The following is a 25,385-nucleotide window of genomic DNA, read 5'->3' as shown; positions in this document are numbered from 1 at the left end:
TTAATGGATCAGCAGAGATTGAAGATCGCGGCCGAAGCGGCCGCCGTTGACGTAGGTATCGGTGAGCATTGGCGGGGAATGCGGCATGGGCTGGCTCTCCAGTCCTTTGTCCAGAATCGTTTTGACGGTTCGCCACCGGGAGCTGGAATGGGCCAGCGCCCGTTCGCACGCAGGCAGGCAGCCTCGAGCCTTGCGTCGCCGACCTTGCTGCGCAACCGCACGATGCCCTGTGCGCCCCGCAGGTTGACGAGCACCTGGTCGTTGAACAACGCCAGAATCAGCGCATGGCATGACGGACCAATCTCTTTGGCCAGAGCCAGACACCATTGCGGATCGTGTTCGAGCCAGGCCTGCGCCGACGGCAGCTGATGATCGCGCACGGTCGAGCGCGCACCGGGCTTGCGCAGCCGGGGATGAATGGCGACGAGTTCGTGCTGATGGAACAACCGCACGACCGTGTCGGTCGCCTTCAGCCACGGCGTCTTGCCCACCAGGGCGAACGGCACCGAGTACATGGCCTTGTGATGGCGGATGTGCGCATCACGATGCACGGTGACCGTCGACAACGCGGCAAGCACCGGCGGCACATCGGGCAGCGCCGTCAACAGCGGCTTCTCGATGGCGAAACGCACGAGCGGCTGTTCGCGTGTCGTGCTGCGTTCACGGACGCCGGCTTCCTGCATGATCCATTCGCGCACCTGCCGGTTGGCGTCCGCCAGATCACGAAACGTGCGCAGCGGCACGAAGGATTTCTTGACGTATTTGACGCCCGATCCAACGACGCCTTTCTTCTGCGGGTTGTGCGGCGGACAGGCATCGATCCTGAAACCGTAGCCTTCAGCCAGGCCTGCGTAGGAGCGCTGGACTTCGGGGTCATACGTGCAGGCCCGGACGATCGCGCACTTCGCGTTGTCGATGTTCTGTGCCCGAGGCCGTTATGTGGCTATCGACGCACATTTGTATTGCTGTCGGGAGGGGCGCGAATGTCAGGGCACATAACGAACTACCGCGCGTTGAGCCATTCGATGAGCGATTTGTCGTCCTTCCAGACTGCGCGAGCGCGGGATGCCCCCGAATTTGAAAAGCTGATTTCGCAGGCACGTAACGCTTCGAGGCCCTTGAAACGCATGATCCCAAGTTATCCATAATGTAAATGTATTCCATCAAAACAATCGATTTTACGAATTGTACGGCATGGAGGATAGTGTTCCTGGTAGATCCATTCCAATTTCGCAAACCTGCTGGCGCCTTCGTGATGCCGCGGTAGCGGATGAAGTGCGTCGTAGAACTGAGCGAAGCCGAGGAAATGACGTTGCAGCAGTTGTCGATCAATCACATGCATCGGGACACGCGCACGCGAGCGGCGGCCCTGTCGCTGCTCGGACGCAGGATCAGCTCAAGCTCACCGCCGAGCAACTCGGCGTGAGCGGGCAGTCGATCTGTGACTGGCTCACGCATGGCGCAACAGCGGCGTATACGGCCCGATGACCACCATTACGGTGGGCACATGAAGCACCACTGGCGACGCTTCATCACCTGGACGAAGGAAATCGCAAATCCCGAACTCGCTGAACTTTCTCGGCGGATACGGCACCAAATTTCAAGTCAATTTCTCGTGGACGCTCTCATGAATACTGTAGCAAAACGTCGGCCCGGAGAAACAGAATTTGGGCATATCAAGATGGTTGTCGATCTTTGCCCTGACTCCGAGAAACATCCTCAGGTGTACGCCGAGCATCAACCGAGGCACATGTCCAATGCGGCCACGGTCTTCGGCGGCATGGGCAAGCTGGATCGCGCCGACACGACGCGACAAGCGTCTGGCAGGTCGCGTAGGCGCTTACTACCGGCAAAACTTCGCATAGTTCTCCAAACCCTTTCTATATCGGCCGCTTACCTTCGTACAGTTGAGGCAACCCTCGAGTTCGGCTGGGCTTCGCGACGAATTGGGAGCAGCCGATTGCAGGTGCCAAATGCTTCAGCGACCCGGCCAAATGGATCTCGTGTCAATCGCGGTCAGATCGTGCGGAAGATGCGGGGGAAGTCTTTGGTAGATCCGGTGCGAAAGGCACGCGCACTCGATGTAATCTCCATCGTGGAAGAGGTTCAATCGGTCCGTGAAGCGTTGACGGAAATACTCTTTTCTTCGGGCTTCATCCCAGAACTGTTCCAGAGTGCAGATGATTTCTTGAAATCGAACCGCTTTCTCAGCAAGTCGTTCGCGTGCGTCAGGTCCACCCTCAAAGGCCGGACGGCGCATAGGAGGCAGTCGTGAATTTGGCCGTGTCCACAGATAGAGGACCTCTTTCCACGCGCTCTCAGGTGCGGTGGAGGCTGGTTTGGGAAAATGAGTTGCGACTCGCCGACCATATCGAACTGTCCGAGTTCTTCCAAAAGACCTACGGACCGACCGGGGCGTTTAATGCAAAACCATTCGAAGGCAATCACAGTTGGGCTGGTGCGAGGCCAGAGGTCCGTGCAATCGGCTATGACGCGCGCGGCGTAGCGGCTCATATCGGCGCACTGCGTCGTTTCATCAAGGTTGGCGCAGTCGATCTACTAGTGGCTGAACTAGGATTGTACGCGGTACGTCCGGATCTTGAGGGACTCGGAATCCCTCATTTAATGCGCGTGATGTATCCCGTGTTGCAGGAACTTGGCGTTCCATTCGGCTTCGGCACGGTTCGACATGCGTTGCGGCAACATATTGCAAGGCTGCTCGGCCGACCCGGTCTGGCGACTATTGTGTCTGGAGTTCGCGTGAGGTCGACCCTTCGAGAAGTGCATCTCGACACGCCGCCAACGCGCATCGAGGACGTACTCATTGTCGTCTTACCGATTGGACGGTCAATGAGCGATTGGCCGACCGGAACGATAATTGATCGGAACGGGCCAGAGCTGTGAGTCACTGCTTATCCGAAGCGCGCAGCGAGTGCGCTTACACCACCGGACGTCGCAGCGTTTATTTGACGTTTGACGACGGCCCTAATCCACTTTGCACACCGGACGTCCTCGATGTGCTGGCGGAACACCGGGTGCCAGCGACTTTCTGCGTCATCGGCGCGTACGCAGCGGACCAGCCGAAGCTGATCCGACGGATGATCGCAGAAGGGCACGAGGTCGCAAACCACACGATGACTCATCCGGACCTGTCCAGATGCGAACCCGCTGAAGTACAACAGGAAATACTAACGACAAGCAGGGTCATCAGGATGGCGAGCCCCCATGCTTCGCTGCGGTATATGCGTGCCCCGTATGGCATGTGGACCGAAGCAGTGCTCACTACGTCAGCGAGCGCCGGTCTGGCGCCCCTCCACTGGTCGGTAGACCCGCGAGACTGGTCTCGTCCCGGCGTGGACGCGATTGTCAGCGCCGTGCTGGCCTCTGTCCGGCCGGATGCAATTGTGCTCTTGCACGACGGATGCCCTCCCGATGAGTTGGGGCGATGCACTCACGCTGGTCGGCGCGAGCAGACCCTCATGGCGCTTTCCCTCATGATTCCAGCATTGCATGACCGGGGGTTTGCAATCCGATCGCTTCCTCAACCTCATCGGACGAACCAGATACCCTATGAACATGCTCGCCGCAACTAACACTGTCGCTGTCTCGTTTTATGCACTGCTCTCGACTATCTATAAAAGCACGCAGGCGCTTTATGCTCAGCCGACAAACGTGTCATCGCTGTCGGACGGCCTGATCGACTCCGACACTCTGCCGGGCGTGGATGTCATCGTTCCCTGCTTCAATGAGGACCCACGCACGCTCTCGGCATGCCTGGAGTCCGTCGCAAACCAGGACTAACGATTTGTGCATCCGTCGACTCCGTGAAAACTTGGAGCTACTGAGCCTTACCGCAAGCAGCTCGGCACTCGTCCACCGCCAGATTTTGCACGGACAGAAAGATTCCCCTGTGAAACGTCGCCGCGCGGCAAAGCGTTCGTACCGCATCCGCATATAAACGTCGCAATCTGATGCACCATTATCTTGGGGGCCTGCTGAAATATTCGAAGGACATCACCCTCTTTCTGGCGCCCCACGTCAACTCCTACAAGCGATTCGAGATCGGTACGTTCGCGCCGACCAAGGTCGCTTGGAGCCAAGACAATCGGACGGTCGGTTTCCGCCTTTACGGCGAAGGGCCGGACGCCGTCCGCGTGGAGTGCCGCATTGGCGGTGCGGATCTGAACCCGCATCTCGCTTTTGCGGCCCTGAACGCGGCGGGTCTTGCGGGGATCGACGAGAAGCTGGCATTGCCAGACCCGCTTGTCGGCGACGATTATCGGGCTGCCGAGCTACCGGAAATTCCGAAAACGCTGCGGGACGCCACCGACATCAGTTCGACATTCTGTCCGCTAGCGGCTGGAACCGAGCGAGCCACCTCCAGCGCGGCCGCATTGTCCGGAACGTAACATTCACGACACGAACAATCAGATGATGCACCGTCATAACCGGACATTGTGCCGGTCAACATCCCGCAAATTGTGCTCCGACTGTAGATGCTCGCTTGGCACAACGCTTGCGATCCGTCGCCGACAACTCAAGAAACCTGACATGCTCAATCCGCTCATCAATGACACGACACTTCGTGACGGCGAGCAGACCGCCGGCGTCGCGTTTCGCACCGAGGAAAAATGCGCAATCGCCGCCGCACTGTCGCAAGCCGGCGTGGACGAACTCGAAATCGGAATTCCTGCCATGGGCGAAGACGAAATGGCGTGCATCGCTGCAATCGTCGACCTGAACCTCGACGCCCGCCTGATGGTTTGGGGCCGCCTCACCGACGAGGATCTCACCGCGGCATTGCGCTGCGATGCCGATATCGTTCATCTCTCGGTTCCCGTTTCGGATATTCATTTGCAACACAAGCTGCGGCAGTCGCGTAGTTGGGTACTAGCGCAGATCGCACGCGTCGTCGACGAGGCAGCGAAAAACCATCCCAGGATTTCCCTCGGCATGGAAGACGCCTCGCGCGCGGATCCATCATTTCTCATAGAAGTGGCTCAATGCGCGCAGCAGCACGGGGCCCAGCGAGTGCGCTTTGCCGACACTGTCGGTATCCTGGACCCCTTTAAGACCTTCTACGCCATTGCAGCGCTGCGCGTCGCCGTCGATCTTGAGATCGAAATCCATGCGCACGACGACCTCGGGCTCGCCACAGCCAACACACTGGCCGCCCTTGGGGCCGGCGCGACCCATGCGAGCACCACCGTCAACGGGTTAGGTGAGCGCGCCGGCAATGCAGCGCTGGAAGAAGTCGTGATGGGCGCGCGGCACCTGCTGCGACGAGACACTGGCGTCGACACCAGAGCGCTGCCCGACATTTCGTCGCTGGTCGAACAAGCCTCAGGCCGCGCAGTTTCCTTCAACAAGAGCATCATCGGTAGGAGCATCTTTACTCACGAGTCGGGCATTCACACCGACGGCCTAGCGAAGCACCCCACGACCTACGAGGGATTCGATCCGGCAGAGCTCGGCCGGCAACGGTCGACAATACTCGGAAAACATTCTGGATCTCAAAGTGTGCGTGAGGCCTACGACGCTCTAGGCGTGAGGGTGTCGGAGCGGCTCATCCCACTCCTGCTCGCGCGCATCCGCTCTTTCGCCACGCAGTACAAGCAGGCGCCGAGTGAAGGCGATTTGCGCCGCTTCCTGACCCAAACCCGCAGCACGCGGTTGAAAGTGTGGTGAGTGTGGTTACGGCGGCCAGACTTCTCTAATAGAAGTAACGACATGCAAGAAGTTATCGAACAACTGCGTCACCTGTCGTCGGCCGAGGATTGCCCGCGATTCATCGACATCGCATTCGACGAGAAAGTGGTGAACGTGAGCCGCCTGCACATCCTCAAGCGCTTCTTTCAGTACATCGAGCAACAGAAAGGACAGCCGTGTAACAACGCGACGGCCGTGCTCACCGTCTATCGATGCTTACTGCAGAAGGCCGACAACGACTTCCTTGTATCCACGCCCACGGCGCAAAAAGTCTTCAAGGTCTTTCAGGAAGCGGAGGGGTGGCGGCTCGTCTCAGTTGACGACCTGCGCGCGTCGCTGCCGGCACGCGGCGGCGCCTGACCTGGAGTACCTCAATGCATATTGTCGTCTGCATCAAGCAGGTCCCGGATTCCTCGCAGGTCCGGGTTCACCCTGTCACCAACACCATCATGCACCAAAGTGTTTCGGCGATACAGTTCTTTACAACATACCCTGATCTCGTCGCTCAAGCGGCCCGCACCATTATTGCGGTAAATGGCGTCGACAAGAAGACCAAAAAGCACGAGATCATGGCCAGTCTCCGCAAAATTCGCTCGCTGACCGGGCTCCACGATTACCGGCGGCTGCCTGGAATGCGGTAGTTGCCGCATTCTGTGCACGGACCATCACAACCTCGAATGGGTGTATCCGCGCGGCGGGCATGGCATCCAGTTCAAGTTCGGGTAGACAAACACATCCATCGTCACATCGGCTTCCGCGCCGCAAAAGCGGCCGGACGCCTCACCATATCGGAGTAAATTGATGAATCTCGTTACTGGTATCGAATCGACCGACCTGTTCGGCGGCAACGTCCCCCCCCCCGTGCTACAGTTGATCGAGAGAACCCGCGGCGGCAGCAATGACGATGTTGCCAGCGCGTTGTGGACTGCGGTCCTGTCGTACCCGCGCTGCCTGCCACCCTACTATCTGCTGTATAAGTTCCATGCGAACCGGGGTGAATTTGGCGAGGCGCAGGAGGTCGCGACCAAGGCTTTGGCGGTCGCCGCCCAGCAAGCGTCGCTCGACAGCGACTGGTGTGCGGTACAGCCGGGCGACACCGACTTCACCATTCCTGGTCCGGGCCGCTTCTGGCTCTTCACACTGAAGGCGCTCGCGTTCATTAGCGTGCGGCGCGGTGAGCGCGCCGTTGCACTGAAGCTGATCGCCAAGCTGCGCAGACTGGACCCGATCGATTGCATAGGCTTGGACGTCGTGGAAGCCTTGCTCGCACAGTCCGCGTCCCGATAATCGCCGCCGGAAGATCAACTGACAGATTCACAATATCTCCACGGCACGGCTATGGCAGAACTCAATTGCAGTTCATGGCGATCGTTTCAGTATTGCATCAGTAGTCAAGGCTGACGCTCGCCGCACACTTCCCGCGGGTGCGCACGATGGGCTACCTAGACCAGCCAGATCTTCATTCTGGCCCGAAGCAATCCGCGAAATCGCCACAGTTTGAAGCCTTGCAGATAATCAACGCCTCGCGCTCACACACTTGCTTGTAGAGGAATTTTCTCCACTTCATGCCGTGGACGCCTTTTTTCAGCGAGCCGTGGAAACCGACTGGCGACAGCCGGTCGATGCAGGCCGACCTTGCAGTGCTTTGTAAACATATTTGACAACGTGCGCGTTGCACAATGCACGCGCGTATGCTGCCTGCATGGCATCCAGCGGCACAGACCGCCAAGATGTCCATCCGGCTCGGCGACGGCGATGAACGCGGAGCGCCAGCCGAGCGCATACGACAGATAGCGCAGGGACCTGTCCAACGTTCCCTCGGCATTCAGAGAAGATACCAGTGTCTTTACTACTTCGTAGGCTACATCGAAATCGTAAAGGCTCTCATCGAAATGAAAATGTGGCATAGACTTGCTCACAGGTCAGAAATATAGGAGATACATGGATGTCTGAAGAACGATCGAACAAGAGAGGGATCGTTGCCTGTATTGGCGAGTTGTTCGTCGACGCGTTGATCGAGCTTTTCGCCGCGCATCAGAGGACGTCTCGTAAGGGCGGCACGCTTGGCGTGGCTCAAGACCGACTCATCGGGGTCGAGATCCGGCGCGTAGTCCGGCAGGGATGCAGAGTCAGTTTGCCCTGCGTGCCGGTCACGTAGTCTTTGACGCACGCCTTCTTGTGAGCAGGCAAACCATCCACGACGAGATGGACGGCTCTTCTGCGCCGGAACATCAGTTTCTTGAACAAATGACGAACAGTATGCCCGTGAGTCCGCCCCGGTAGGTGTCAAACCAGAAAGCGCCCTTGGAGTTGACCGCGGATGCCGCACTGACGCTCTGGTGTTGACCGGGGCGCTCAACCTTATACGCCCACGACCGATTCATCCCGAACGACGCCGCGACATCCTCCGGGGCTCACCTTCAGCCATGCGTTTCGCAGCAAGTATGCGCATTTCCTCAAGCGTGCTATGAGCCAAGGCTCGGCCGTCCCTTTTCATGAAAAAACTCCGACCAGTCACGATGCTCGACGCTTAGATTTTCTGTCCGCAAACTTCCTGACTTATGAGTAAGCTCCGGCGATAGCTCGCCAACGGCGTCGGATACACGGCTCGACACAATGGAGGCGTCACATTCGCGTAGGCCACGGCGACTCCGGATGCCATAAGTGCACGCGCGTCGCCCAAGTCGACAAAACGCAGCTAGGATGTCGGATAGGCGCGACAATGGCAACAACAGTCCCCTGCGCGCCTACGATACTAACCAAAAAATCGTAGGTTTTACGAAAATTTCACGTCATCCCATTTTTCATGATTAGTTTTGCTTACTGACATATATCGATGCTCGATGGAAACAACGGCACGTCTTGCTCTATAGGAGCGTCATGTCTGAGTGACGCCACCTTCTTCGAAGCGCGGCCCCTGTTGCATCTGACGACATCGTTCATCAATCGGGCAACGAGCCATTTTCGACGCTATGTGTGGTAGAGAATCCAGGTAGATCGCCTAATCCGGCCAATTGACCAGTCATCTCTGTTTTGGCGCAAGATGATTCTGCGGTATCCACAATCGTGGAAACAATGTCAATACATTTGATCCGGACTTTTCATTGACATTGGTCAAAGTTCGCCCGCTGGCTTCTTGATCTCGCAACAAATCTCCGACTGGCCGTCTGCGCTAGGATCGAGGCAGTTCAGCGCAACTATTCTGCGGGTGTCGACGCGTCGAAAGATCGCCCCTTCGACGCAACCCACGGCACGACGTAGATCAATTGGGAAAACGTAGCGGCATGGCGGCGTGTTCTCTGCCGAGTGCGCCGTCTTCTGACAAACCGAGTTGCAGAGAGCGAAAGAGGAAACACTGCAGTGCGGTTGCTGCGGACGTGCGGTCGTTCGAATTCGCGTGGCTAAATAGACCGAATTCAGCTACAGGCGGCATCGGCAGCCCGACAGCATGCGGATCGATCGCGCGCATAGTATCGCGGCGCACGTGCCAGTCGAGCAGTAAAGCAATGCCGAGTCCGGCCTCAACGGCCGACTGGATCGCCGACAAGCTCGTGCTCGTGCAGGCGACGCGCCACGCGATGCCGGCGTCAAGCAACGTCGCAAAGAAGTTCTCCTGCCATCGACATGCTCCGGCGAATGCGACGATCGGCAGGGGGCCATCACGCAGATCGGCATTGCGGGAACGTGCGGCGACCCAGCGAAGCGGATGCCGCCAGGTAACGAGCGGCTCCGCGTGGATCAGTGCAGGATCGCCGATCGCGAAATCAAGTGTGTTGCTTGCGAGCCGCTGCGATAACGCCGGGCTCGCATCAACGACTATCTCCAGCGAGACATCGGGAAACAATGCTGAGAATTGCCGCAATGCGTGGCGGAGGTGACTCATTGCGATGTCTTCCAGAATGCCGACCCTCACCGTGCCTGAGACGTCACCGACAGTCAGTGCGGAACGGGCCGCGAGGCCAATTTCGAGGACCTTGTGTGCATACGGCAGTAGCACGCTGCCCGCCGAGGTCGGCTTCACGCCGCGTGGCGAACGTTCGAGCAGGCGTTGGCCGACTTCGTCTTCGAGACGCCGAAGGGCCATGCTCACGGCAGCCTGGGTGCGATGGAGTGCCACCGCAGCATTGCTCACGCTACCGGCTTCTACCACCGTCACGAACGTACGCAGCAGCGTGCTGTCGAGATCGCGAATCATCAATTTCCCTCATGCAGACATAAAAATTATCAGGTTATACCACGCATACAGCTGCGGTTAATATCCTTGTCACTCACGCAGAGAGCATAGATGAGGGGGAATTGAACGGACAGCAAACCAGATACGCGTTGCTGAAAGCATCCGTGACATTCGCGCGTGCTATCGCGCCGATGTCCACCGTCGCATCCATATGCGCGGTCCAATGACGTACCGTGCCGTTGCCCGCGGCGATGGCATACAGCACGATTAGCACAACCTGGCTACCACTCCGCTTTGCGGTGTTAGCGCTCGTGGCCATGGTCCAGCCCCCCTCTAGAAAGGAGTTTCCATGTGGCGGCGGTACACGAGAGGATCGAACCAGCTCGCTTCAGTCGGCAAAAAACATTCGAGGAGAGAGCGTTCCGCAACGATTGGCACGAATCCGCTCGCAAAGGCCACCCTCATCAAAAATCGTCTAGGCGCGCCCGACAGTACGCCCTCTCACCGCAAAGCGACTGCAGCGCGGCTTAGCCCCCCACAGTATGGGAATTCTCAGACTCTCCACGGGACTCATGCGCATTGTAAAGGCAGCCGTGTCCTTGCTTCGTCCGGCCCAAGGCATAAACAGCAACCGGTGCGCCTTGTTTTTTCATTCCATCTGGATGGTTATATGAATACAAGCAACGATCGAGCCCGTCTTGAGCGAGTCGCTCAAGACGCAGTCGCCCAGATGTTCGCTACTTCCCCGGAGACCGCCGCCTTCCATCGTGGTGATTGGATCGACAGTGAATACTATCGCCGCCACCTCATCGAAACAGTGTTGCGAATCCGCCTTAACAACGAGGTCGACGCGTTCGCGCTGTACAAAATCGGCTTCAAGGACAACACGCTCGCGCAAATTCTCGCGCAATACCTCGCAGAAGAATATGGGCACGAGGGGCTATTTCTGCGCGATATCGAAAAATTCGGCCTGTCTGCAGCCGAGGTCGACTGCATCGCACCTTTTCACAGCACCGACAAGCTGATTGGTTATCTTTACTTGAGTATTAGCCGCGACGGTCCGCTGCCGACAATGGTGTGGAACTGGTTTGTCCAATGGTATTCGGATCGTTATAACAAGATCATCACTGAATCGGGAGCGCGCGCGTTCGGGCACGATCTCGTGAAGCGTTCGCTCGGCCACATTCAGCACGACGGATCTCACGGTCACGATGACGTGATGTGGGTCGGTCTGCAGCGGGCAATCGACGGCTGGGGCGGAATCGAACAGGCTGAAACCTATTTGCGCCACTTCGTCGAACTGCTCCACGAATACTTCGACGAGCTACTTGTGGCGACCATGTTTCGACGCGAAACAGTTGCTGTATAAGGAGCGTCCCCATGACCGCCGTCATAGTGATTGAACCGGCGTCGTCCGGCACGGCGCTTGTCGCCGCCGCTGCGCGCCTTGGTGCCGCTGCGCACGTGTTTTCCGCCGACCGCGACGAGCGCTTCGTGCCGCGTGACCTGCGGGCGGCCGTCACGTCGTTCACGGTGGTGGACACTGCTTCGTCGAGCGCCGTCGCAGCCGCCGCATGCGCCATTGGCGCCGATGGCATCGTACCTGGGTTCGAATACTCCGTCGACGTAGCGGCAGAAGCGGCCGCTCCGCTCGGTCTCCCGCATCTGCCGCTCGAAGCGCTCACTCGCGACAAGTACCGCAGCCGCTCACGCCTCGCAGCTGCGGGACTGGGGGGCCCCGATTCGCCCGAGTCGCAGATCGCCGTGACATCGTGACGGCCGCCTCGCAGGTCGGCTTTCCAGCCGTTGCTAAGCCTGTCGACGGCCGCGGTAGCCAGCACGTGACGCGCGTCAATTCTCTTGTCGAGATGCAGCTCGCGGTCGAGCGCGCCATGCGCCACGGGGTTGTAGATATGGGCCGCGAAATCGGCCACCTGTTACTATTTGAGCAATTTCTCGAGCGTCCGGAGTACAGCATCGAAGGTTACGTCGGCCGACATGGGCCCCGCGTGCTTGCGGTGGCAGAAAAGCTGCTGAGTGCCGAGCCGTATTTCGTCGATGGGGCACATTGTCGAAGCGGCGTTGGCGCCAGAGCATCGAACAGCGCTGGTCGCTTACGTCGAGAAGGTCGCCGCGCGAATCGGCCTCAACCTCGGCGTTTTCCATGCAGAGGCGCGCATGACGCGCGACGGCCCCGTGCTCATCGAGATCGCCGCACGGCTCGGAGGTGATCGAATCTACCGGCTGGTCGAACTCAGCAAGTCCATCTCCTTGCCAGAAGTGATGATACGCAGTCATCTCGGCGACACCGATCCAGCGCCCCTCTGTGATGCAGGGCTTGCGACGTACGTGAGCGGTGTGCGGTTCTTCACGCCCGTAACTGGGCGCTTCGCCGGCGCCGCTGCGGTCGAACGCGTGCGCGCGATGCCCGGCTTTGAAGAGGTCGAGGTTCCTTCGCACATCGGCGGTACAGTGCTAAAACTGACGGACTTTCGCGCCCGCGTCGAACATGCGCTGGTTACCCCCACCGATCGCCCAACGCTCGATTTGCGCCTCGCCGAAGCGCTGAAAGCGCTCAAATTTGATCACGCCGATAACGGTAGCCTTACTAATTCGAATGATCCTCAGGAAGCTAAGGCTTCTTTGCGTCTTCGTTCTTGCTGCTTTTCTTAACCGCAGCATTGCCGCCGACGCGACGGTGTAGAGCCGGCACCACGCCAAACGGATTGTTCATGCAGACGAAATAGCTTGCGCACGCCCGAAAGATCTTCTCACAAATCAACGAGCTCCCTTTATCAGTAGTCAGTCATGGCAGACCAAGCTAACCTCACGTTAGCTTGCTACAAACATCAATTTTATTTGTTTGATATGACCACAGCCGATTTGATATCGTCGCATCCATCTATTCACGATGAATAGCATTTTGCTGCCCACGAGCAACACAGCTATCGGCAACGGAATGAATAACCTCGATCTCCTCTGTCGACGGTCCCTGCGCTATTTCCAGCCATCATCGTTCCGCAGGTGGATGCATTGCCATAAAGGAGAAAATCCATGAAGAATCACGTCGCATCTTCACAAAGTCCATCACCGACTGTTGACCTATTGTATGACTACGCGCCGTTCCTCCAGCTCTGCGAGTCTGAAGGGGGAATCGGCTCCTTTTCATCAGGCACCCCAACTCCGCGCGTTGCCATCGTGGGGGCCGGTATCAGCGGTCTTGTGGCGGCGACTGAATTGATGCGGGCAGGCGTAAACGACGTTACGGTCTTTGAGGCCCGCGATCGCATTGGAGGACGAATATGGTCACAAGTATTTGATCCGCGGTACCCGCGCCTTATTGCTGAAATGGGCGCAATGCGGGTCCCTCCGAGTGCAACCGGTCTTTTCCATTATTTGAACAAACACGGCATTTCCACGACCGCGTCTTTCCCCGATCCAGGAGTGGTTGATACCGAATTGCATTATCGCGGCACTCGCCATACCTGGCCGGCGGGGGATTCGCCGCCACCTTTGTTCAGGGTCGTTCATGAAGGCTGGAGGGCCTTTTTACAGGACGGGTGCGTGATCAATGGCACATCTCTTGTAGCGCCGGCGGAAATCACGGTTATGTTGAAGTCACATCGCTTTCAGGAAGCGCGTGCGGCATGGCAAACGTGGCTCGATGTGTTCCGTGACAGTTCTTTCTATGCCGCCATTGTCGCGATTTTCACTGGCCCTCGCCCCCCCGGAGGTATCCCTTGGGAAAGGCCTTATGACTTTGAGCTGTTTGGCTCTTTGGGAATAGGAGCCGGCGGTTTCCTACCTGTTTATCAGGCCGGATTCACCGAAATACTGCGCTTGGTCGTTAACGGCTATCTGGATGATCAACGCCTGATTTCAAGCGGAATCTCTACACTGGCTGAGCGCCTTGCGGGAGCGGAGATCGCAGGGCGTTCCGTTGCTGAACGGGTTCGCTTCAATAGCGTGGGTCGCATCTACAAAGAAAATGGAAAGATAAAGCTGGTAACTGACGAAGACGAGGCATTGGTTTTCGACCGAGTGATCGTCACTAGCAACAACAGGGCAATGCAGATGGTTCATTGCCTGACCGACGACGAAACGTTTCTCAGCCGCGACGTCTCACGAGCCGTCAGGGAAACGCATCTTACGGGTTCCTCAAAGCTGTTCATGCTCACCCGCGACAAGTTCTGGATCACGAAAGACCTGCCAGTCACCATCCAGTCTGACAGTTTTGCGAGAGGAGTATATTGCCTTGATTACGAACCCGATAAGCCAGATGGTCAGGGTGTGGTTCTGCTTAGTTACACTTGGGAGGATGACGCTCACAAGCTACTGGGCGTTCCCGACAAAAAACAACGGTGTGAGCGCTTTGTTGACGACCTTGCTACATTCCATCCAGAACTTGCGCGGCACCTTGTTCCCCCCGATGATGACTATGAACGTAGCGTCCTGCACCATGACTGGCTGACCGATCCGCATTCTTCGGGTGCCTTTAAGCTCAACTATCCGGGCGAAGATGTTTACTCGCAGCGTCTCTTCTTTCAGTTCAAGACCGCGAATGATCCCGCATGGGATTCCGGCCTTTATCTGGCAGGATGTGGCTGCTCTTTTACCGGGGGGTGGATTGAGGGAGCTGTGCAGACGGCTGTGAATAGCGCCTGCGCCGTCATACGCAGCGCAGGAGGAAATCTTTTACCGGGCAATCCTCTTGACGAGATCCGCAGTGCTTATCGTTACTGATATCGCTCACGATGACCTCCTATTCGTGGAAATTTTATGTATTTGAAAAACACTGTGGAATCGCTTTGCGGTGCCATACGTAGCGGGGCACTTTCAGCGGCTGAAATCCGGGAGCGTGCACTCGGCGCTGATTTGCATCTGAAAAAGCTCAACTGTTTCATCCGTGCTTGCGGCCCAGACGCGCATTTCGCTAAAGCGAATGATGCCCTGAAAGGCGCACCGCTCTACGGCATTCCCTTTTCTTTAAAGGACAATATTTGTGTTAAGGGGCTCCCTGTCACCGCCGGGACACCGGGGATGGAAGGTTGTATAGCCACGCGCGATGCGCTTGTTGTCAGAAAGCTGAAATCGCTCGGTGCTGTCGTTGCCGGCAAGAACAACATGCATGAACTCAGCTTTGGTATCACATCGGTCAATCCTCAATGGGGAACGGTGGGAAATCCAGCGGCTCCGGGGCATTTGGCTGGTGGCAGCAGTGGCGGCTGTGCCGCTGCAGTGGCAGCCGGTATCGTTCCGATGGCGATCGGAACGGACACCGGCGGCTCTGTGAGGATACCGGCCGCCTTCTGTGGTATCACCGGCTTCAGGCCCACAAGTGGTCGCTGGTCTTCGGTCGGAATCATTCCAGTTTCTCGCACGAAGGATTCTCCGGGCCTTCTGACGCGGACGGCGAAAGATGCATTGCTTCTATATGATCTGCTGTCCCCTGATAGCCACCTTCCGACAAAACAGAAAGATACTCGCGGCCGAATAGGCCTTCCGGCCTCAATGTGGACTGACCTGGAGGATGATGTCAGAAAGTATTGCTGGCATGCCGTCAGGCGAATGACCCGCGCTGGTTTCCAGTGCGTTGAACTGGATGACGCGGTTGTTGCTGACCTGAATAGAACCGGAACCTTCACCATTCCGGTTTACGAATTCTTCACGGACTTTCCCCGCACATTGCTTTCCCTAGGATGGGGAAACAGGATAAATGTCGTATTTGATAATATTCGCGACAAAATTGTCCGCAACATCATTCACGCCAATCTTGGTGGACAGCTTATCTCTGCCGCAGATTATTCATCAGCAATCCAGAATATAGGCGTCTTACGTCTACAAATAGACTCGCTGTTCAGCACTCAAGGGATCGATTTTCTCGTGTACCCGACAGTTCCGCGTAGCGTCCCTCATCTGAGCGATGCCAGCAGGCCGGGACTGTTTGCCGAAGTGATACGTAACACCGACTTGGCCAGCAACGCCGCGATACCTTCTATCACCCTTCCAGTTGCTCCCGATGATGCATTACCGGTGGGGTTGAGCATTGACGCCGCGCGGGGTCAGGACCGCCGTCTTCTGGCCGCAGCAACGTCTATAGAAGACATTTTGGCTTCCTGAAAATGAGGCTGCTCTTCAACACCGCACAGACGCTCGGCACCGATAACAGCCAACATTCATACGCATTGCCAGGAGGTATATAGCTAATGCAAATCTCGTTGAAAAGAATAAACGTGCTCTTTGACGCAGATAGTTTTGTTGACCGTCAACCTGCCGCAAAAAGTCATTTCATCTGCGGCGAAGGAACCATAAATTCGGTAAAAACGTTTCTGGTCATGAATCGGGGAGCAGACTGTGAATTTCAGGGAGGCGGACAGTGGCGCACTGCCGAGCAGATCATCAGCACAGTAACTCAGGCACGGGATAAAGGCGCCCCCTTAATCTACATTCAGGACAAGGCAGGAGGGACAGGCAGTTTCGACACCACGAAAGTGCTCTCGCCGGACATGGCCAGATTACTTTTATCCCCATTTGGAATGGGCAGGGTCAGTGCATCCCTCGCAGAATTTGCAGAAGAGAATTTGCTAATTTCCGTCATACTCGGTCCGACCTCAGGCCCACTTGCTTTACCGTTGATGCTCGCAGACCTGGTGTTGATGACTGAGAAAGGCGCTCTATGTATGGGCCGTCCGGATATGGTGAAGGCAATGCTGGCCCAGGAGTCCGATCTCTATTCGCTAGGTGGAACAGACGTTCACAGCAAGCGCTCGGGCTCGGTTCAACTGGTATTCAAAGATGAAGAAGGTTTATTCGAGTGCATACGAAAATTACTGCACGGAAGTTTCAAAGGCAACGCAACCTATGGCCTTGAATATGAAGAGCCCGATGCGGCTGATTTTGAAAAAATAATTCCATCAGATCATCGCGCACCCTATGATATGCATCATTTGCTGCATTCCTTTATCGACAAAGGCAGCTTTACGGAAATAAGCGCCGAATACGCGGAGGAAGTGTTGACCGCCTACGCGAGCATCAAAGGAAATTTCGCTGCAATTATCGCCAACAACCCCCGACATAATGGAGGTGCAATTTATCGGAAATCCGCCTCAAAAATGGTAAAAATGATAAATATTGCCGCAAAAACCAACATGCCAATCGTATTCATTGCCGATATCCCAGGATTTATGATCGGCAGAGAAGCTGAAAATAGTGGCATATTTTCGGCCGCAGCGGAATTATTCAGAGCACATGTTCGATGCAAGGTACCAAAGTTACTGCTCGTTGCGAGAAAAGCGTATACGGGTGGCGTCTACGCCATGTGCGGTCCTGGATTTGGCCCTGTGGCCGTACTGGCGTATCCGCAGGCTCACATCGGCGTTTTCAGCCCGGACACGATGAAGAAAGTGATGTCTGAATCTGATGAGACCACCAGATCCATAATGCGAAAACTGACCGATGAAATTGAAAACCCAGAATCGTTGAAAATTAATGGGCTGATTACTGATGTCATCGAGATAGAACATACTCGGGAACAGATTACCAAGTATTTGTTCCCTGTAGGGAGTGAAGCTGGCGCCTGAGTTGAATCGCAAGCGTCTCACTTCCACAGTCCAGCGCGGTCTGCTTGTCAGTAACGCGGAGACATGGCAGGCGGATACCGCCGCGTTAAAGGGCGAAGTTTCGCGGTTTGGCGTCGGTCTGCCGTTGTTGAGAGCTAGCGAGGAGGTGCATGCGGGATCGACTGAAGCCGACGCTGACCGAATCTGGACGAACCAAGTTGCGGTCCCCAGCGAAGCCAGGCTCAACCACGAGCAGATCCAGAAGGACCGAGAAAATGTTGAAACCAGCGCTCGCTGGCCGTGGAAGTCCGGCGTTAAGTTGTGAGTTCGGTGCACGGAGTGGTGGCAGGCTGCCGAACCATCGCGATCACTCACAACGTATCCGTCAGCGCATCCCGTCTTGAACGCACATACGCGCGGTGCGAAGGTGTAGCCATCGTAACGACGGAGCAATGCGATGGAGAACACCGCGGGAGAGACTGTATCGACGGGCACGCGGCGGCCTCGGCAGGGCGAGGCGTTCTGGCGAGAGATGGTCATGGCATGGAAAGGAAGCGGACTTGGCGAGCGTCACTTCTGCCGTGAGCAGGGACTTGCCGTCAGTACGTTCGATCTGTGGCGCAAGAAACTGTCGAACCTGGAGGATGAAACCGAGCGTCCGCTGGCGGTCACCCCTGACGCGGCGTTCGTCGTTGCCCATGCGGGCATCGGGGCGCCGCCAGCGGTGCCATCACCGACAGTGGACACGTCGTCTACGCGTGATCGGGTGACGCTGTCCCTCGCCGGCGTTCGCATCGAACTGACGGGCGCGCACGCCGAGCGCATCGTGCGCTTCGTGCTCGGGCAGCTTGGAGGTGCGCGTTGCTGATCGCCGCCGACGTTCGTGCCTACATCTGCCGTGATCCGGTCGACATGCGCAAGTCGATCGACACCCTGTCGTATCTGGTCGAACCGCTTCTGGCCCAGAAGCCGGCCTCTGGCAATCTGTTCGTGTTCGTTGGTCGGGATCGCACGAAGGTCAAGTGCTTATATTGGGATCGCACCGGTTTCGCGCTCTGGTACAAGCGGCTTGAACACGGACATTTTCCATCACCGTCGTCACTCGCCCAACGTGGCTTCACGCTCGCTGAACTCAACGCCTGGCTGGAAGGCATCGAGATCCCGGCGCGCGAGCCGCATCGTGCCGTCGCAGTGAAGCGCGTGAGCTGAACTGGCTATTGCCTGCGCAGATACAACGCTCTCCGATCTTGTAAACGTCGCGCGAGTTGGGCATCATGACAGGCATGCCGCCCACCGCCATCACTGTCGCGGATTTGCCGGTCGAGCCCGATGCGCTGCAAGCCTTCGCGCTCGAACAGAACAGGCTGGCATGCGTGCTGTGGGAGCAACTGGAAATCCTGCAGCACCAGATTGCCCAGGCGAACCGCGCGCACTTCGGGGTCAGCTCCGAGCGGCTGGCGGCCCAGGCGGATCTGTTCGATGCCGCTACGGAGTTACCGGTTCCGCCCGAGCCGGATGAGGTTCCGGTTGCAGGCCACACCCGCAAGGGACGTCCTGCCCTGCCGAAGGACCTGCCGCGCACGCGCATTGAATACGATCTGAGCGACGAACAGAAGGCGGCATTCGATTCACTCGAATGCATCGGCGAAGAGCGCAGCGAGACGCTGCACTACGAGCCATCCAGGCTCACCGTCATTGAGCACATCCGCTTCAGATACGCGGCGAAGAAGGATGGTGAGTCGACCATCGTGACGGCGAGCGCCCAGCCTTCACCGCTGCCGAAGAGCAATGCGAGCGCGAGCCTGCTGGCTAACATCCTGGTCAATACCTACGTCGATCATCTTCCCTTGAATCGCCAGGAGACGCGCTACGCGCGCCGTGGTGTGTACCTGCCCCGGGCAACGCTGTGTGAATGGAAGCTGGCGGCAGCCGAGCTGCTCGAAGTGCTGCTGCCGCCGCTACGGGCTCACCAGTTGCAGGCCCCGCGCATGCACGTGGACGACACAACGCTGCCGTTACTCGAGAAGGGTCGCACGGCGACGCGCACCGCACGATTATGGGGATACCTGGGCGCGGGGCAGCGCGAGGAGAACGGTGTCTGGGTTGACCACCCGCCGGCGGTCGTGTTCGAATTCGCTGAGTCGCGCTCCGGTTCGCATCCGCTGCGCTACCTGCAAAAGTACAAAGGCTATCTGCAGGCGGACGCATACAGTGGACATGGCGCACTCTACGAAACCGGAGATATCGTCGAGGTTGGATGTTGGGCCCATTGCCGCCGACGCTTCTTCGAAATCGCGAAGGCGCAAAGCAAACCGGGACTTGCAGCGCAGGCGCTGCAGTGGATCACGCAGTTGTATGCGATCGAGTCGCGGATCAAGGACCAGACGCCTGAGCTCAAATATGCGGCGCGGCAAACTGAGGCACTGCCGCTACTCGTGCTGTTCCGGCAATGGCTGGAAGGCAACGTCATCGGCTTGCCGGCTCAGGCGCCGCTTGCAAAGGCCTTCGGCTATGCGTTACGTCACTGGCCGGCGCTCGTTCGCTACACTGAGAGCGGTATCCTGCTGCCGGACAACAACGCTCTCGAGCGGCAAATCAGACCCATTGCCCTCGGAAGGGCGAACTGGCTCTTCGCGGGCTCCCCGCGCGGCGCCCGCGCGAGCGCCACGATGTATTCGCTGCTCGGCACGGCTCGCCTGAACGGTTTCGAGCCGTACGCGTGGCTCAAGGACACGCTCGAGAAGCTGCCATCGTATCCTGTCAATCGCGTGCACGAACTGTTGCCGCTCGCCCGTTAAACGCCATCACATTCATGGACATTCTCGACTCACTCCGGCAGGCGCCCAGCGCCGAACTCTATCGCCTTTATCTCGCCGTCGGAAAAATGCTCGATGATCCCCGACGCATCCTGGAAGTACGGCAGCGCCTGCACCTCGGCATGGCTATCAGTTATATCCCAGACAACCCGCTGGCCCCTCCATTGCAGGGAACCGTCGTTGAGCTTCGGCAAACACAGGCGGTCGTTCAGGACAATGCGAGCCGGCGCCGCTGGGCGCTACCGTACGCGGCGATCGTTCCCGATAGCGCAGCCCCGATTCATCCTGAACCGGCACCGCCACCGCGCGCACAACGCGACGAGTTCCTCGTCGGCGACACCGTCGGTTTCACCGACAAACACCTGAGCGAGCGTGTCGGCACCATCGTCAGACTCAACTCGAAAACGGCCTCGATTGCCGTGACAGATTCCGAGGGTCACTGGCGTGTTTCCTACGGTCTGCTGTGGCGTATCGTCGATCTATAGCCCTATCAACTCTGGTCGGAAGACAACATCATGGCCAAGCCCAAGATCGACGCAAAACGTGAACATCGCATTGAGATGGAAGTGGTGGTCGACGCCTATACCGAGGAAGAGCGGGCGATGTCGTGGTACTGCTATCTGGAAGAGCAGCTCTCGTTTCCATTCGAGGCCGGCATTCGCCAGGCAATGGCCTCTTCACCACTGCACCCGGGGGAACACGTTTCGGTCACCGGACTCGCTCATGAAGACCTATGTCGGGTTGGCATCTTCGTCTGGGCGCGGTGGGGCCAACGTGACGTGGTGGCACCCCTGGCTCAGATCGTCCCGGTGAACAGCGATAAACCGACACGACTCGCCGTCGCTGACTGGCACTACTGGCACGATCAAGGTTACGCGTTCTGACATCCAGAGAGCCGTCGCACTGTCGCAGCGGGATCTCGCTCACCTCGTCCTGATCTCTCGCGGCGTTGTTGGTCTCGTACTATATTCCAACTTCTGACGGGTTACGCTGACGGATACCTCACAACCGTCCGAGAAACCTGTATTACATAACGGCCGCTGGCGTGGACCGACGACGCTCCCCGTGGCGCCCCACACACGTACTGTGAGCGATAGACTTCATTAATGATGATCTTCAGCACCCAGCGATCGCGCAGTTGCAGCGTTGTCCATCACCGCGGCGCCATTCAGGAAACAACCAAATTGACACACGGCTTGCCGGTCGCGCCGAACCTGCTCGATCCAGGCGTTTGCCGTCACCGCGCCGAATGAGGCCTGGTGTGGCGATACACGTTATATCGCCACAAAACCCTCGAAACCCCACAAATCCATGCCGCAAAAACCTTGCTGAAAGATCCCATTTCCTAACTTGGGTGGATTGGTCTTCGCGTGGTCTCACGCGGAGGAACCATGCGTGACGCCTCCTGCAATATTATCTCCCGCATCCAATTGCTTGCCGGATCACTGTTGTGAAGGGCAGACCATTGGACGGCCTCGGTAAATGCGGGAAGTCGCAGCGGAAGTTCGACGATCCGCAGAGGCATCGTTTTTTCGAAATACTTGACCAGCCTTAAGGGCATCGTCCCTATACGGTCAGTGTTTAATAGCATAGGCGGGATCATGCTAAAGCTCTGCACGATGACCTCGTCCCGCCTCTTGAGACCGTGCTCAAGCAAAAACCATTCCTCGATGGAGGGCTGCCGCGTACGCCCGAACCTGACCACAACGTGCCCCATCGACATGTATCTCTCGAATGTAAGCTGCCCTGATAGCTGCTTGTTCGTGCGGCAGCCTACGCACACGAGTGTCTCCTCGAACAGCTTCGCTTTAGGGTGCGCGCTCGACATGAACATTTCCGGCAAGATCAGAAAATCGGCTTCGCCGCGCCGGATAACCTCATCGGGGTCATCGGCAAGTGGCAGCAATTCGAAGCTGACGGCGGGAGCTTCCCGTGCAATACGCTCCACGATCTTTCGAAAAAATACGACTGACATGAAATCGGAAAGGATGATCCTGAAGCGGCGATCCGATTTGGCTGGGTTGAAGACGTCCCGGGAAATAACGGAGAGCTGGATGTGCACCAGAGCCTCGCGGATTGGAGCAGCGAGCCCTTCTGCACGCGGTGTTGGGACAAATTCCCGGCCCCTCATCGTAAATAGTTCATCGCAAAAATAGGCGCGTAGCCGGCCGACGGCCGCGCTCATGGCCGGCTGGCTCAGGTTGATGCTGCGTGCCGCAGCGGTGAGATTACGCTCGGTCATCAGAGCATCGAGCGCGACGAGGAGATTTAGATCGAGGCCCTTGAAACGCATGATCCCAAGTTATCCATAATGTAAATGTATTCCATCAAAACAATCGATTTTACGAATTATACGGCATGGAGGATAGTGTTCCTGGTAGATCCATTTCAATTTCGCAAACCTGCTGGCCCCTTCATGGTGCCGAGGTAGTGGATGAAGTGTGTCGTAGAACTGAGCGAAGCCGAGGAAATGACGTTGCAGCAGTTGTCGATCAATCACATGCATCGGGAGCCTCCTCGCGAACCCGCCGCATGTTTGGCAACGATTGGGGATTTCCTCGGGGTTCCAGCGCTTCAGCTTTCTGGTCGCGCCATCCTTCAGCGCCAGGAAACGCGACCCCTGGACCAAACGGTACAGAATTTTCATGAATTGCGGCGCCATTTTGCAGACGGACCCTACGCGAGATTCTTTGGGGCTGGTGACGTCTGACCGATGTTCGCAGCGGCGAGCGATACCCTACCTTACTTAGGTGGTAGGGTTCGAGTCTTGCCAATAGGGGCTTCCTACCACGATGAAGGAGAGAGACATGCTGTGCTTAGGAGTGAGCGGCGGGCTAGACAAAGTTCATGAAAATCCACTCGCACTGCCGAACACATTTCTGCACGACGGCGCTGCGGTGCTTGTCCGGGACGGACGCGTAATAGCGGCCGTCGAAGAGGAGCGCCTCAACCGGATCAAGCACTCTAACAAGTTCCCGAGCAGTTCAATTCAATACTGCCTCGCATCCGCAGGGATTCAGCTCAGCGATATCGACCGCATCGCGTTTTACGCTACCGAGGCCTATTGCAACGTTATGCTCGAACGCCTGTTCCTGTCCCAGCCGAACATCTCCATTCCGGTGGATGCCAAGCTGTTTCTGCGTAACTTACTAATGCAAGAATTCGGTACCGAGGTCGATCCTTCGCGAGTCTCATTCGTGAGTCACCATCTGGCGCATGCCGTGAGCGCGTTTGCGATGTCTGGATTCGAGCAAAGTCTGATCCTCGCGGTCGATGGCGGCGGTGATTTCCTCTCGGGGCTCTTGGCGCTCGGATCTGGAACCGAAATTACGCAACTCGCGACTTTCGCAGAGCATGATTCTCTAGGGCTGTTTTATCTCGAAACCATCCGGTATCTCGGTTACGGCTTGTTCGACGAATACAAGGTCATGGGGCTTGCACCTTATGGGGATCCCGCTCCCTATCGCGGGCTCTTTGAGCAATTCTATCAACTGTCCGCCAACGGTGAGTACCGCGTCTACCTGGACCGCATCGGTCCGACGTTGCTCCGCAGCATCCAGGTCCGGCGAAAGGGAATGCCATTCACACAGCAGCATCGAGATGTGGGTGCTTCATTGCAGGAAGCGCTTGAGCGCATCGTGTTTCACATTCTCCGCCATCATCGCGAGGTCACCGGTATGAAGCGGCTGTGTATAGCCGGAGGAGTAGCTCATAACTGCACCATGAACGGTAAGCTGCTGTATTCGGGACTTTTCGAAGACATCTTCGTGCAGCCCGCAGCGCACGACGCCGGTTGCGCACTAGGCGCTGCCCTTATGATGTCAAACGACTTCGGTCGGCCCCCGCCGCGTGAGCGATTGCAGGACGTTTATTGGGGGCCCGATATTGGGCGCGATCTAGTCGTGGAGCAAGAATTGAATGCGTGGGCCGGACACCTCGACGTTGAACGCAGTGATGACGTGGCAGGCAGAGCAGCCGACTGGATGGCCAATGGCGCCGTGATCGGCTGGGTTCAGGGTCGTTCGGAGTTCGGGCCACGCGCGCTTGGCAACCGCAGCATTCTTGCCGATCCCCGGCCGGCCGCAAACAAGGACCGGATCAACGCCATGGTCAAGAAGCGCGAGGGTTACCGACCGTTCGCGCCATCAGTGCTCGAGGACGATGCGCACGAATTTTTTGACCTCCCAGAGGGTACCCGCGAATTCCCTTTTATGAATTTTTTAGTTCGCGTGCGCGACTCCAAGCGTGCCTTGCTCGGCGCCATCACGCACATTGACGGTACAGCGCGGCTGCAAACAGTATCGCGCAAGACCAATCCCGCCTACTGGGACGTTATTAATGCGTTCAAGAAGCGCACAGGAATCCCAATTCTGCTCAATACTTCCTTTAATAACAACGCTGAGCCGATCGTAGATTCAGTTGCAGACGCGATTGCCACATTTCTGACGACAGAGCTGGATGGACTTGTAGTCGGGCCGTTCCTCGTCAAAAAGCGGCCCGCAACGCAGGAACATTGGACTGCGCTCGCGGTTTCACTGCCGCCCCATGCATCGCTCTATCGAGTCCGCGCTCACACAGCGCGGGATCGTCAGGAGACGGTGTGCGAAATTCGCACTGGCGGCTCGAACTGTGACAGTGTGCGTATTTCACATGAGTTGTTCGATCTGCTGATGCGGATCGAAGGCGAAGCCGTGCTCGGACATCTTCTCGATACGATTACGCCTGAGCAGATTCGACGTGAAGCCCTCGTCAATGAGCTGCGCGGATTGTGGGAACAGCGTCGGGTTCGGCTACATCCCTCACGGGCGTTGTCACGGGTAACGACGCCCTTCCAATGAGTGGCTGAAGTTCTGAAACTAGGTAACAGCGCTCGCGAGCTATTTTTAGAACGTTAAACAATAGCGTTTGGCCGCCGTGCAGTTCTTGTACCAACACGCCGGTTTCCAGCGGAGCACCAGTCCCGGCCCAAGGTCCGGACACTTGCAGCGGCGCACCATAAAGGTAGGCGGAATTGACACATCAAACGAACTTCGAATTGCTGCGTCGGGAATTGGACGCAGACGATCCATGGCGGCTCGACAGCAATCCCTTTGAGCACGAGCGCCACAGGCAAATGCTTCGGATGGC

At 57.4% G+C, this 25,385-nt stretch carries 25 protein-coding genes and 6 pseudogenes; 25 read left to right on the top strand and 6 right to left on the bottom strand.

Annotation, left to right across the window (positions count from 1 at the left end):
• Positions 1 to 917: pseudogene (locus OKW43_RS31265) on the bottom strand (Mu transposase domain-containing protein); the annotation flags it as partial.
• 353 nt (positions 918 to 1,270) lie between these two features.
• Here OKW43_RS31265 and OKW43_RS31260 point away from each other — a divergent pair.
• The 11 genes and pseudogenes from OKW43_RS31260 (at position 1,271) to OKW43_RS31210 (ending at position 6,996) form a co-directional block, all read left to right on the top strand.
• Positions 1,271 to 1,426 carry a hypothetical protein gene (locus OKW43_RS31260; RefSeq protein WP_429451901.1) on the top strand — a complete coding sequence of 52 codons (156 nt, stop codon included), beginning with the start codon at positions 1,271 to 1,273 and terminating at the stop codon, positions 1,424 to 1,426.
• Between the two features lie 81 nt (positions 1,427 to 1,507).
• Positions 1,508 to 2,275 (top strand): hypothetical protein, encoded by a 768-nt coding sequence (locus OKW43_RS31255; RefSeq protein WP_429451899.1) that lies wholly within the window; start codon positions 1,508 to 1,510, stop codon positions 2,273 to 2,275.
• The gene (locus tag OKW43_RS31250; RefSeq protein WP_429451897.1) at positions 2,272 to 2,904 is read left to right on the top strand and encodes a NodA family N-acyltransferase; all 633 of its coding nucleotides are present in this window, start codon (positions 2,272 to 2,274) and stop codon (positions 2,902 to 2,904) included. Before OKW43_RS31255 ends, OKW43_RS31250 begins: the two co-directional genes overlap by 4 nt.
• Positions 2,901 to 3,593 carry a chitooligosaccharide deacetylase NodB gene (gene nodB / locus OKW43_RS31245; RefSeq protein ID WP_429451895.1) on the top strand — a complete coding sequence of 231 codons (693 nt, stop codon included), beginning with the start codon at positions 2,901 to 2,903 and terminating at the stop codon, positions 3,591 to 3,593. Before OKW43_RS31250 ends, nodB begins: the two co-directional genes overlap by 4 nt.
• Complete coding sequence (locus tag OKW43_RS31240; protein WP_429451893.1) at positions 3,571 to 3,801, top strand: hypothetical protein; 231 nt, start codon at positions 3,571 to 3,573, stop codon at positions 3,799 to 3,801. Before nodB ends, OKW43_RS31240 begins: the two co-directional genes overlap by 23 nt.
• A gap of 164 nt (positions 3,802 to 3,965) precedes the next feature.
• Positions 3,966 to 4,409: pseudogene (locus OKW43_RS31235) on the top strand (glutamine synthetase); the annotation flags it as partial.
• 142 nt (positions 4,410 to 4,551) lie between these two features.
• Positions 4,552 to 5,688: a homocitrate synthase gene (gene nifV, locus OKW43_RS31230; protein ID WP_429451891.1), complete on the top strand. Its 1,137-nt coding sequence runs from the start codon at positions 4,552 to 4,554 to the stop codon at positions 5,686 to 5,688.
• Between the two features lie 42 nt (positions 5,689 to 5,730).
• Positions 5,731 to 6,069 carry a nitrogenase-stabilizing/protective protein NifW gene (gene nifW / locus OKW43_RS31225; RefSeq protein ID WP_429451889.1) on the top strand — a complete coding sequence of 113 codons (339 nt, stop codon included), beginning with the start codon at positions 5,731 to 5,733 and terminating at the stop codon, positions 6,067 to 6,069.
• A 14-nt stretch (positions 6,070 to 6,083) separates the two neighbouring features.
• Positions 6,084 to 6,182 (top strand): annotated as a pseudogene (locus OKW43_RS31220) (nitrogen fixation protein FixA); the annotation flags it as partial.
• 139 nt (positions 6,183 to 6,321) lie between these two features.
• Positions 6,322 to 6,435: pseudogene (locus tag OKW43_RS31215) on the top strand (ferredoxin family protein); the annotation flags it as partial.
• Between the two features lie 75 nt (positions 6,436 to 6,510).
• Positions 6,511 to 6,996 carry a hypothetical protein gene (locus OKW43_RS31210; protein ID WP_429451887.1) on the top strand — a complete coding sequence of 162 codons (486 nt, stop codon included), beginning with the start codon at positions 6,511 to 6,513 and terminating at the stop codon, positions 6,994 to 6,996.
• Between the two features lie 172 nt (positions 6,997 to 7,168).
• Here the strand turns inward: OKW43_RS31210 and OKW43_RS31205 are convergent, their stop codons facing one another.
• The 4 genes and pseudogenes from OKW43_RS31205 to OKW43_RS31190 form a co-directional block, all read right to left on the bottom strand.
• Positions 7,169 to 7,276 (bottom strand): nitrogen fixation protein NifQ, encoded by a 108-nt coding sequence (locus OKW43_RS31205; RefSeq protein WP_429451885.1) that lies wholly within the window; start codon positions 7,274 to 7,276, stop codon positions 7,169 to 7,171.
• Positions 7,239 to 7,616: a hypothetical protein gene (locus tag OKW43_RS31200; RefSeq protein WP_429452575.1), complete on the bottom strand. Its 378-nt coding sequence runs from the start codon at positions 7,614 to 7,616 to the stop codon at positions 7,239 to 7,241. The genes OKW43_RS31205 and OKW43_RS31200 overlap by 38 nt, the downstream gene beginning before the upstream one ends.
• A gap of 8 nt (positions 7,617 to 7,624) precedes the next feature.
• Positions 7,625 to 8,087, bottom strand: a pseudogene (locus tag OKW43_RS31195) (transposase); the annotation flags it as partial.
• A gap of 884 nt (positions 8,088 to 8,971) precedes the next feature.
• On the bottom strand, positions 8,972 to 9,904 hold the full coding sequence (locus tag OKW43_RS31190) for a LysR family transcriptional regulator (RefSeq protein ID WP_429451883.1): 933 nt from the start codon (positions 9,902 to 9,904) through the stop codon (positions 8,972 to 8,974).
• A gap of 649 nt (positions 9,905 to 10,553) precedes the next feature.
• Between OKW43_RS31190 and OKW43_RS31185 the strand changes: the two genes are divergently transcribed.
• The 12 genes and pseudogenes from OKW43_RS31185 (at position 10,554) to OKW43_RS31130 (ending at position 21,142) form a co-directional block, all read left to right on the top strand.
• A complete protein-coding gene (locus OKW43_RS31185; protein ID WP_429451881.1) occupies positions 10,554 to 11,252 on the top strand; it encodes a hypothetical protein in 699 nt (232 codons plus the stop codon).
• 11 nt (positions 11,253 to 11,263) lie between these two features.
• Positions 11,264 to 11,659, top strand: a complete 396-nt coding sequence (locus OKW43_RS31180; protein ID WP_429451879.1) for a hypothetical protein — start codon at positions 11,264 to 11,266, stop codon at positions 11,657 to 11,659.
• Positions 11,656 to 12,058: pseudogene (locus OKW43_RS31175) on the top strand (ATP-grasp domain-containing protein); the annotation flags it as partial. The gene OKW43_RS31180 and the pseudogene OKW43_RS31175, both read left to right, overlap by 4 nt.
• 3 nt (positions 12,059 to 12,061) lie before the next feature.
• Positions 12,062 to 12,556: a hypothetical protein gene (locus OKW43_RS31170; RefSeq protein ID WP_429452528.1), complete on the top strand. Its 495-nt coding sequence runs from the start codon at positions 12,062 to 12,064 to the stop codon at positions 12,554 to 12,556.
• A 381-nt stretch (positions 12,557 to 12,937) separates the two neighbouring features.
• Positions 12,938 to 14,626 carry an NAD(P)/FAD-dependent oxidoreductase gene (locus OKW43_RS31165; protein WP_429451877.1) on the top strand — a complete coding sequence of 563 codons (1,689 nt, stop codon included), beginning with the start codon at positions 12,938 to 12,940 and terminating at the stop codon, positions 14,624 to 14,626.
• 36 nt (positions 14,627 to 14,662) lie between these two features.
• Positions 14,663 to 16,003 (top strand): amidase family protein, encoded by a 1,341-nt coding sequence (locus OKW43_RS31160; RefSeq protein ID WP_429451875.1) that lies wholly within the window; start codon positions 14,663 to 14,665, stop codon positions 16,001 to 16,003.
• Between the two features lie 86 nt (positions 16,004 to 16,089).
• Entirely contained in the window at positions 16,090 to 17,463 is a 1,374-nt protein-coding gene (locus OKW43_RS31155) for a carboxyl transferase domain-containing protein (RefSeq protein ID WP_429451873.1), read from the top strand.
• A 436-nt stretch (positions 17,464 to 17,899) separates the two neighbouring features.
• Positions 17,900 to 18,310 (top strand): IS66 family insertion sequence element accessory protein TnpA, encoded by a 411-nt coding sequence (gene tnpA / locus OKW43_RS31150; protein ID WP_187633489.1) that lies wholly within the window; start codon positions 17,900 to 17,902, stop codon positions 18,308 to 18,310.
• Positions 18,304 to 18,651: an IS66 family insertion sequence element accessory protein TnpB gene (gene tnpB / locus OKW43_RS31145; protein WP_147394152.1), complete on the top strand. Its 348-nt coding sequence runs from the start codon at positions 18,304 to 18,306 to the stop codon at positions 18,649 to 18,651. The genes tnpA and tnpB overlap by 7 nt, the downstream gene beginning before the upstream one ends.
• A 65-nt stretch (positions 18,652 to 18,716) precedes the next feature.
• Complete coding sequence (gene tnpC, locus OKW43_RS31140; protein ID WP_429451871.1) at positions 18,717 to 20,240, top strand: IS66 family transposase; 1,524 nt, start codon at positions 18,717 to 18,719, stop codon at positions 20,238 to 20,240.
• A gap of 14 nt (positions 20,241 to 20,254) precedes the next feature.
• Entirely contained in the window at positions 20,255 to 20,743 is a 489-nt protein-coding gene (locus OKW43_RS31135) for a hypothetical protein (protein WP_187639766.1), read from the top strand.
• 30 nt (positions 20,744 to 20,773) lie between these two features.
• Positions 20,774 to 21,142, top strand: a complete 369-nt coding sequence (locus OKW43_RS31130) for a calcium-binding protein (RefSeq protein ID WP_429451869.1) — start codon at positions 20,774 to 20,776, stop codon at positions 21,140 to 21,142.
• 461 nt (positions 21,143 to 21,603) lie between these two features.
• Here the strand turns inward: OKW43_RS31130 and OKW43_RS31125 are convergent, their stop codons facing one another.
• The gene (locus tag OKW43_RS31125) at positions 21,604 to 22,551 is read right to left on the bottom strand and encodes a LysR family transcriptional regulator (protein ID WP_429451867.1); all 948 of its coding nucleotides are present in this window, start codon (positions 22,549 to 22,551) and stop codon (positions 21,604 to 21,606) included.
• A 514-nt stretch (positions 22,552 to 23,065) separates the two neighbouring features.
• Between OKW43_RS31125 and OKW43_RS31120 the strand changes: the two genes are divergently transcribed.
• Together OKW43_RS31120 and OKW43_RS31115 are read left to right on the top strand one after the other, a co-directional pair.
• Positions 23,066 to 25,096, top strand: a complete 2,031-nt coding sequence (locus tag OKW43_RS31120) for a carbamoyltransferase family protein (RefSeq protein ID WP_429451865.1) — start codon at positions 23,066 to 23,068, stop codon at positions 25,094 to 25,096.
• Positions 25,097 to 25,269: 173 nt separating this feature from the next.
• The coding region (locus OKW43_RS31115) for an SAM-dependent methyltransferase (RefSeq protein ID WP_429452526.1) at positions 25,270 to 25,385 on the top strand (116 nt) is incomplete at its 3' end.

Origin of the sequence: Paraburkholderia sp. WC7.3g, from assembly GCF_050436345.1 — a bacterium.
Lineage (GTDB): Bacteria > Pseudomonadota > Gammaproteobacteria > Burkholderiales > Burkholderiaceae > Paraburkholderia > Paraburkholderia podalyriae.
Note: the sequence above shows the minus strand (reverse complement) of the source record. Positions and strands in the feature narration are given on the sequence as shown.

Bases quoted from the DNA above. Each gene is read 5' to 3' on its own strand.
- OKW43_RS31260 (WP_429451901.1), top strand. From the start codon at position 1,271: ATGAAGTGCGTCGTAGAACTGAGCGAAGCCGAGGAAATGACGTTGCAG.
- OKW43_RS31255 (WP_429451899.1), top strand. From the start codon at position 1,508: ATGAAGCACCACTGGCGACGCTTCATCACCTGGACGAAGGAAATCGCA.
- OKW43_RS31240 (WP_429451893.1), top strand. From the start codon at position 3,571: ATGAACATGCTCGCCGCAACTAACACTGTCGCTGTCTCGTTTTATGCA.
- nifV (WP_429451891.1), top strand. From the start codon at position 4,552: ATGCTCAATCCGCTCATCAATGACACGACACTTCGTGACGGCGAGCAG.
- nifW (WP_429451889.1), top strand. From the start codon at position 5,731: ATGCAAGAAGTTATCGAACAACTGCGTCACCTGTCGTCGGCCGAGGAT.
- OKW43_RS31210 (WP_429451887.1), top strand. From the start codon at position 6,511: ATGAATCTCGTTACTGGTATCGAATCGACCGACCTGTTCGGCGGCAAC.
- OKW43_RS31205 (WP_429451885.1), bottom strand. From the start codon at position 7,276: ATGAAGTGGAGAAAATTCCTCTACAAGCAAGTGTGTGAGCGCGAGGCG.
- OKW43_RS31200 (WP_429452575.1), bottom strand. From the start codon at position 7,616: ATGCCACATTTTCATTTCGATGAGAGCCTTTACGATTTCGATGTAGCC.
- OKW43_RS31190 (WP_429451883.1), bottom strand. From the start codon at position 9,904: ATGATTCGCGATCTCGACAGCACGCTGCTGCGTACGTTCGTGACGGTG.
- OKW43_RS31185 (WP_429451881.1), top strand. From the start codon at position 10,554: ATGAATACAAGCAACGATCGAGCCCGTCTTGAGCGAGTCGCTCAAGAC.
- OKW43_RS31180 (WP_429451879.1), top strand. From the start codon at position 11,264: ATGACCGCCGTCATAGTGATTGAACCGGCGTCGTCCGGCACGGCGCTT.
- OKW43_RS31170 (WP_429452528.1), top strand. From the start codon at position 12,062: ATGACGCGCGACGGCCCCGTGCTCATCGAGATCGCCGCACGGCTCGGA.
- OKW43_RS31165 (WP_429451877.1), top strand. From the start codon at position 12,938: ATGAAGAATCACGTCGCATCTTCACAAAGTCCATCACCGACTGTTGAC.
- OKW43_RS31160 (WP_429451875.1), top strand. From the start codon at position 14,663: ATGTATTTGAAAAACACTGTGGAATCGCTTTGCGGTGCCATACGTAGC.
- OKW43_RS31155 (WP_429451873.1), top strand. From the start codon at position 16,090: ATGCAAATCTCGTTGAAAAGAATAAACGTGCTCTTTGACGCAGATAGT.
- tnpA (WP_187633489.1), top strand. From the start codon at position 17,900: ATGGAGAACACCGCGGGAGAGACTGTATCGACGGGCACGCGGCGGCCT.
- tnpC (WP_429451871.1), top strand. From the start codon at position 18,717: ATGACAGGCATGCCGCCCACCGCCATCACTGTCGCGGATTTGCCGGTC.
- OKW43_RS31135 (WP_187639766.1), top strand. From the start codon at position 20,255: ATGGACATTCTCGACTCACTCCGGCAGGCGCCCAGCGCCGAACTCTAT.
- OKW43_RS31130 (WP_429451869.1), top strand. From the start codon at position 20,774: ATGGCCAAGCCCAAGATCGACGCAAAACGTGAACATCGCATTGAGATG.
- OKW43_RS31125 (WP_429451867.1), bottom strand. From the start codon at position 22,551: ATGCGTTTCAAGGGCCTCGATCTAAATCTCCTCGTCGCGCTCGATGCT.
- OKW43_RS31120 (WP_429451865.1), top strand. From the start codon at position 23,066: ATGCTGTGCTTAGGAGTGAGCGGCGGGCTAGACAAAGTTCATGAAAAT.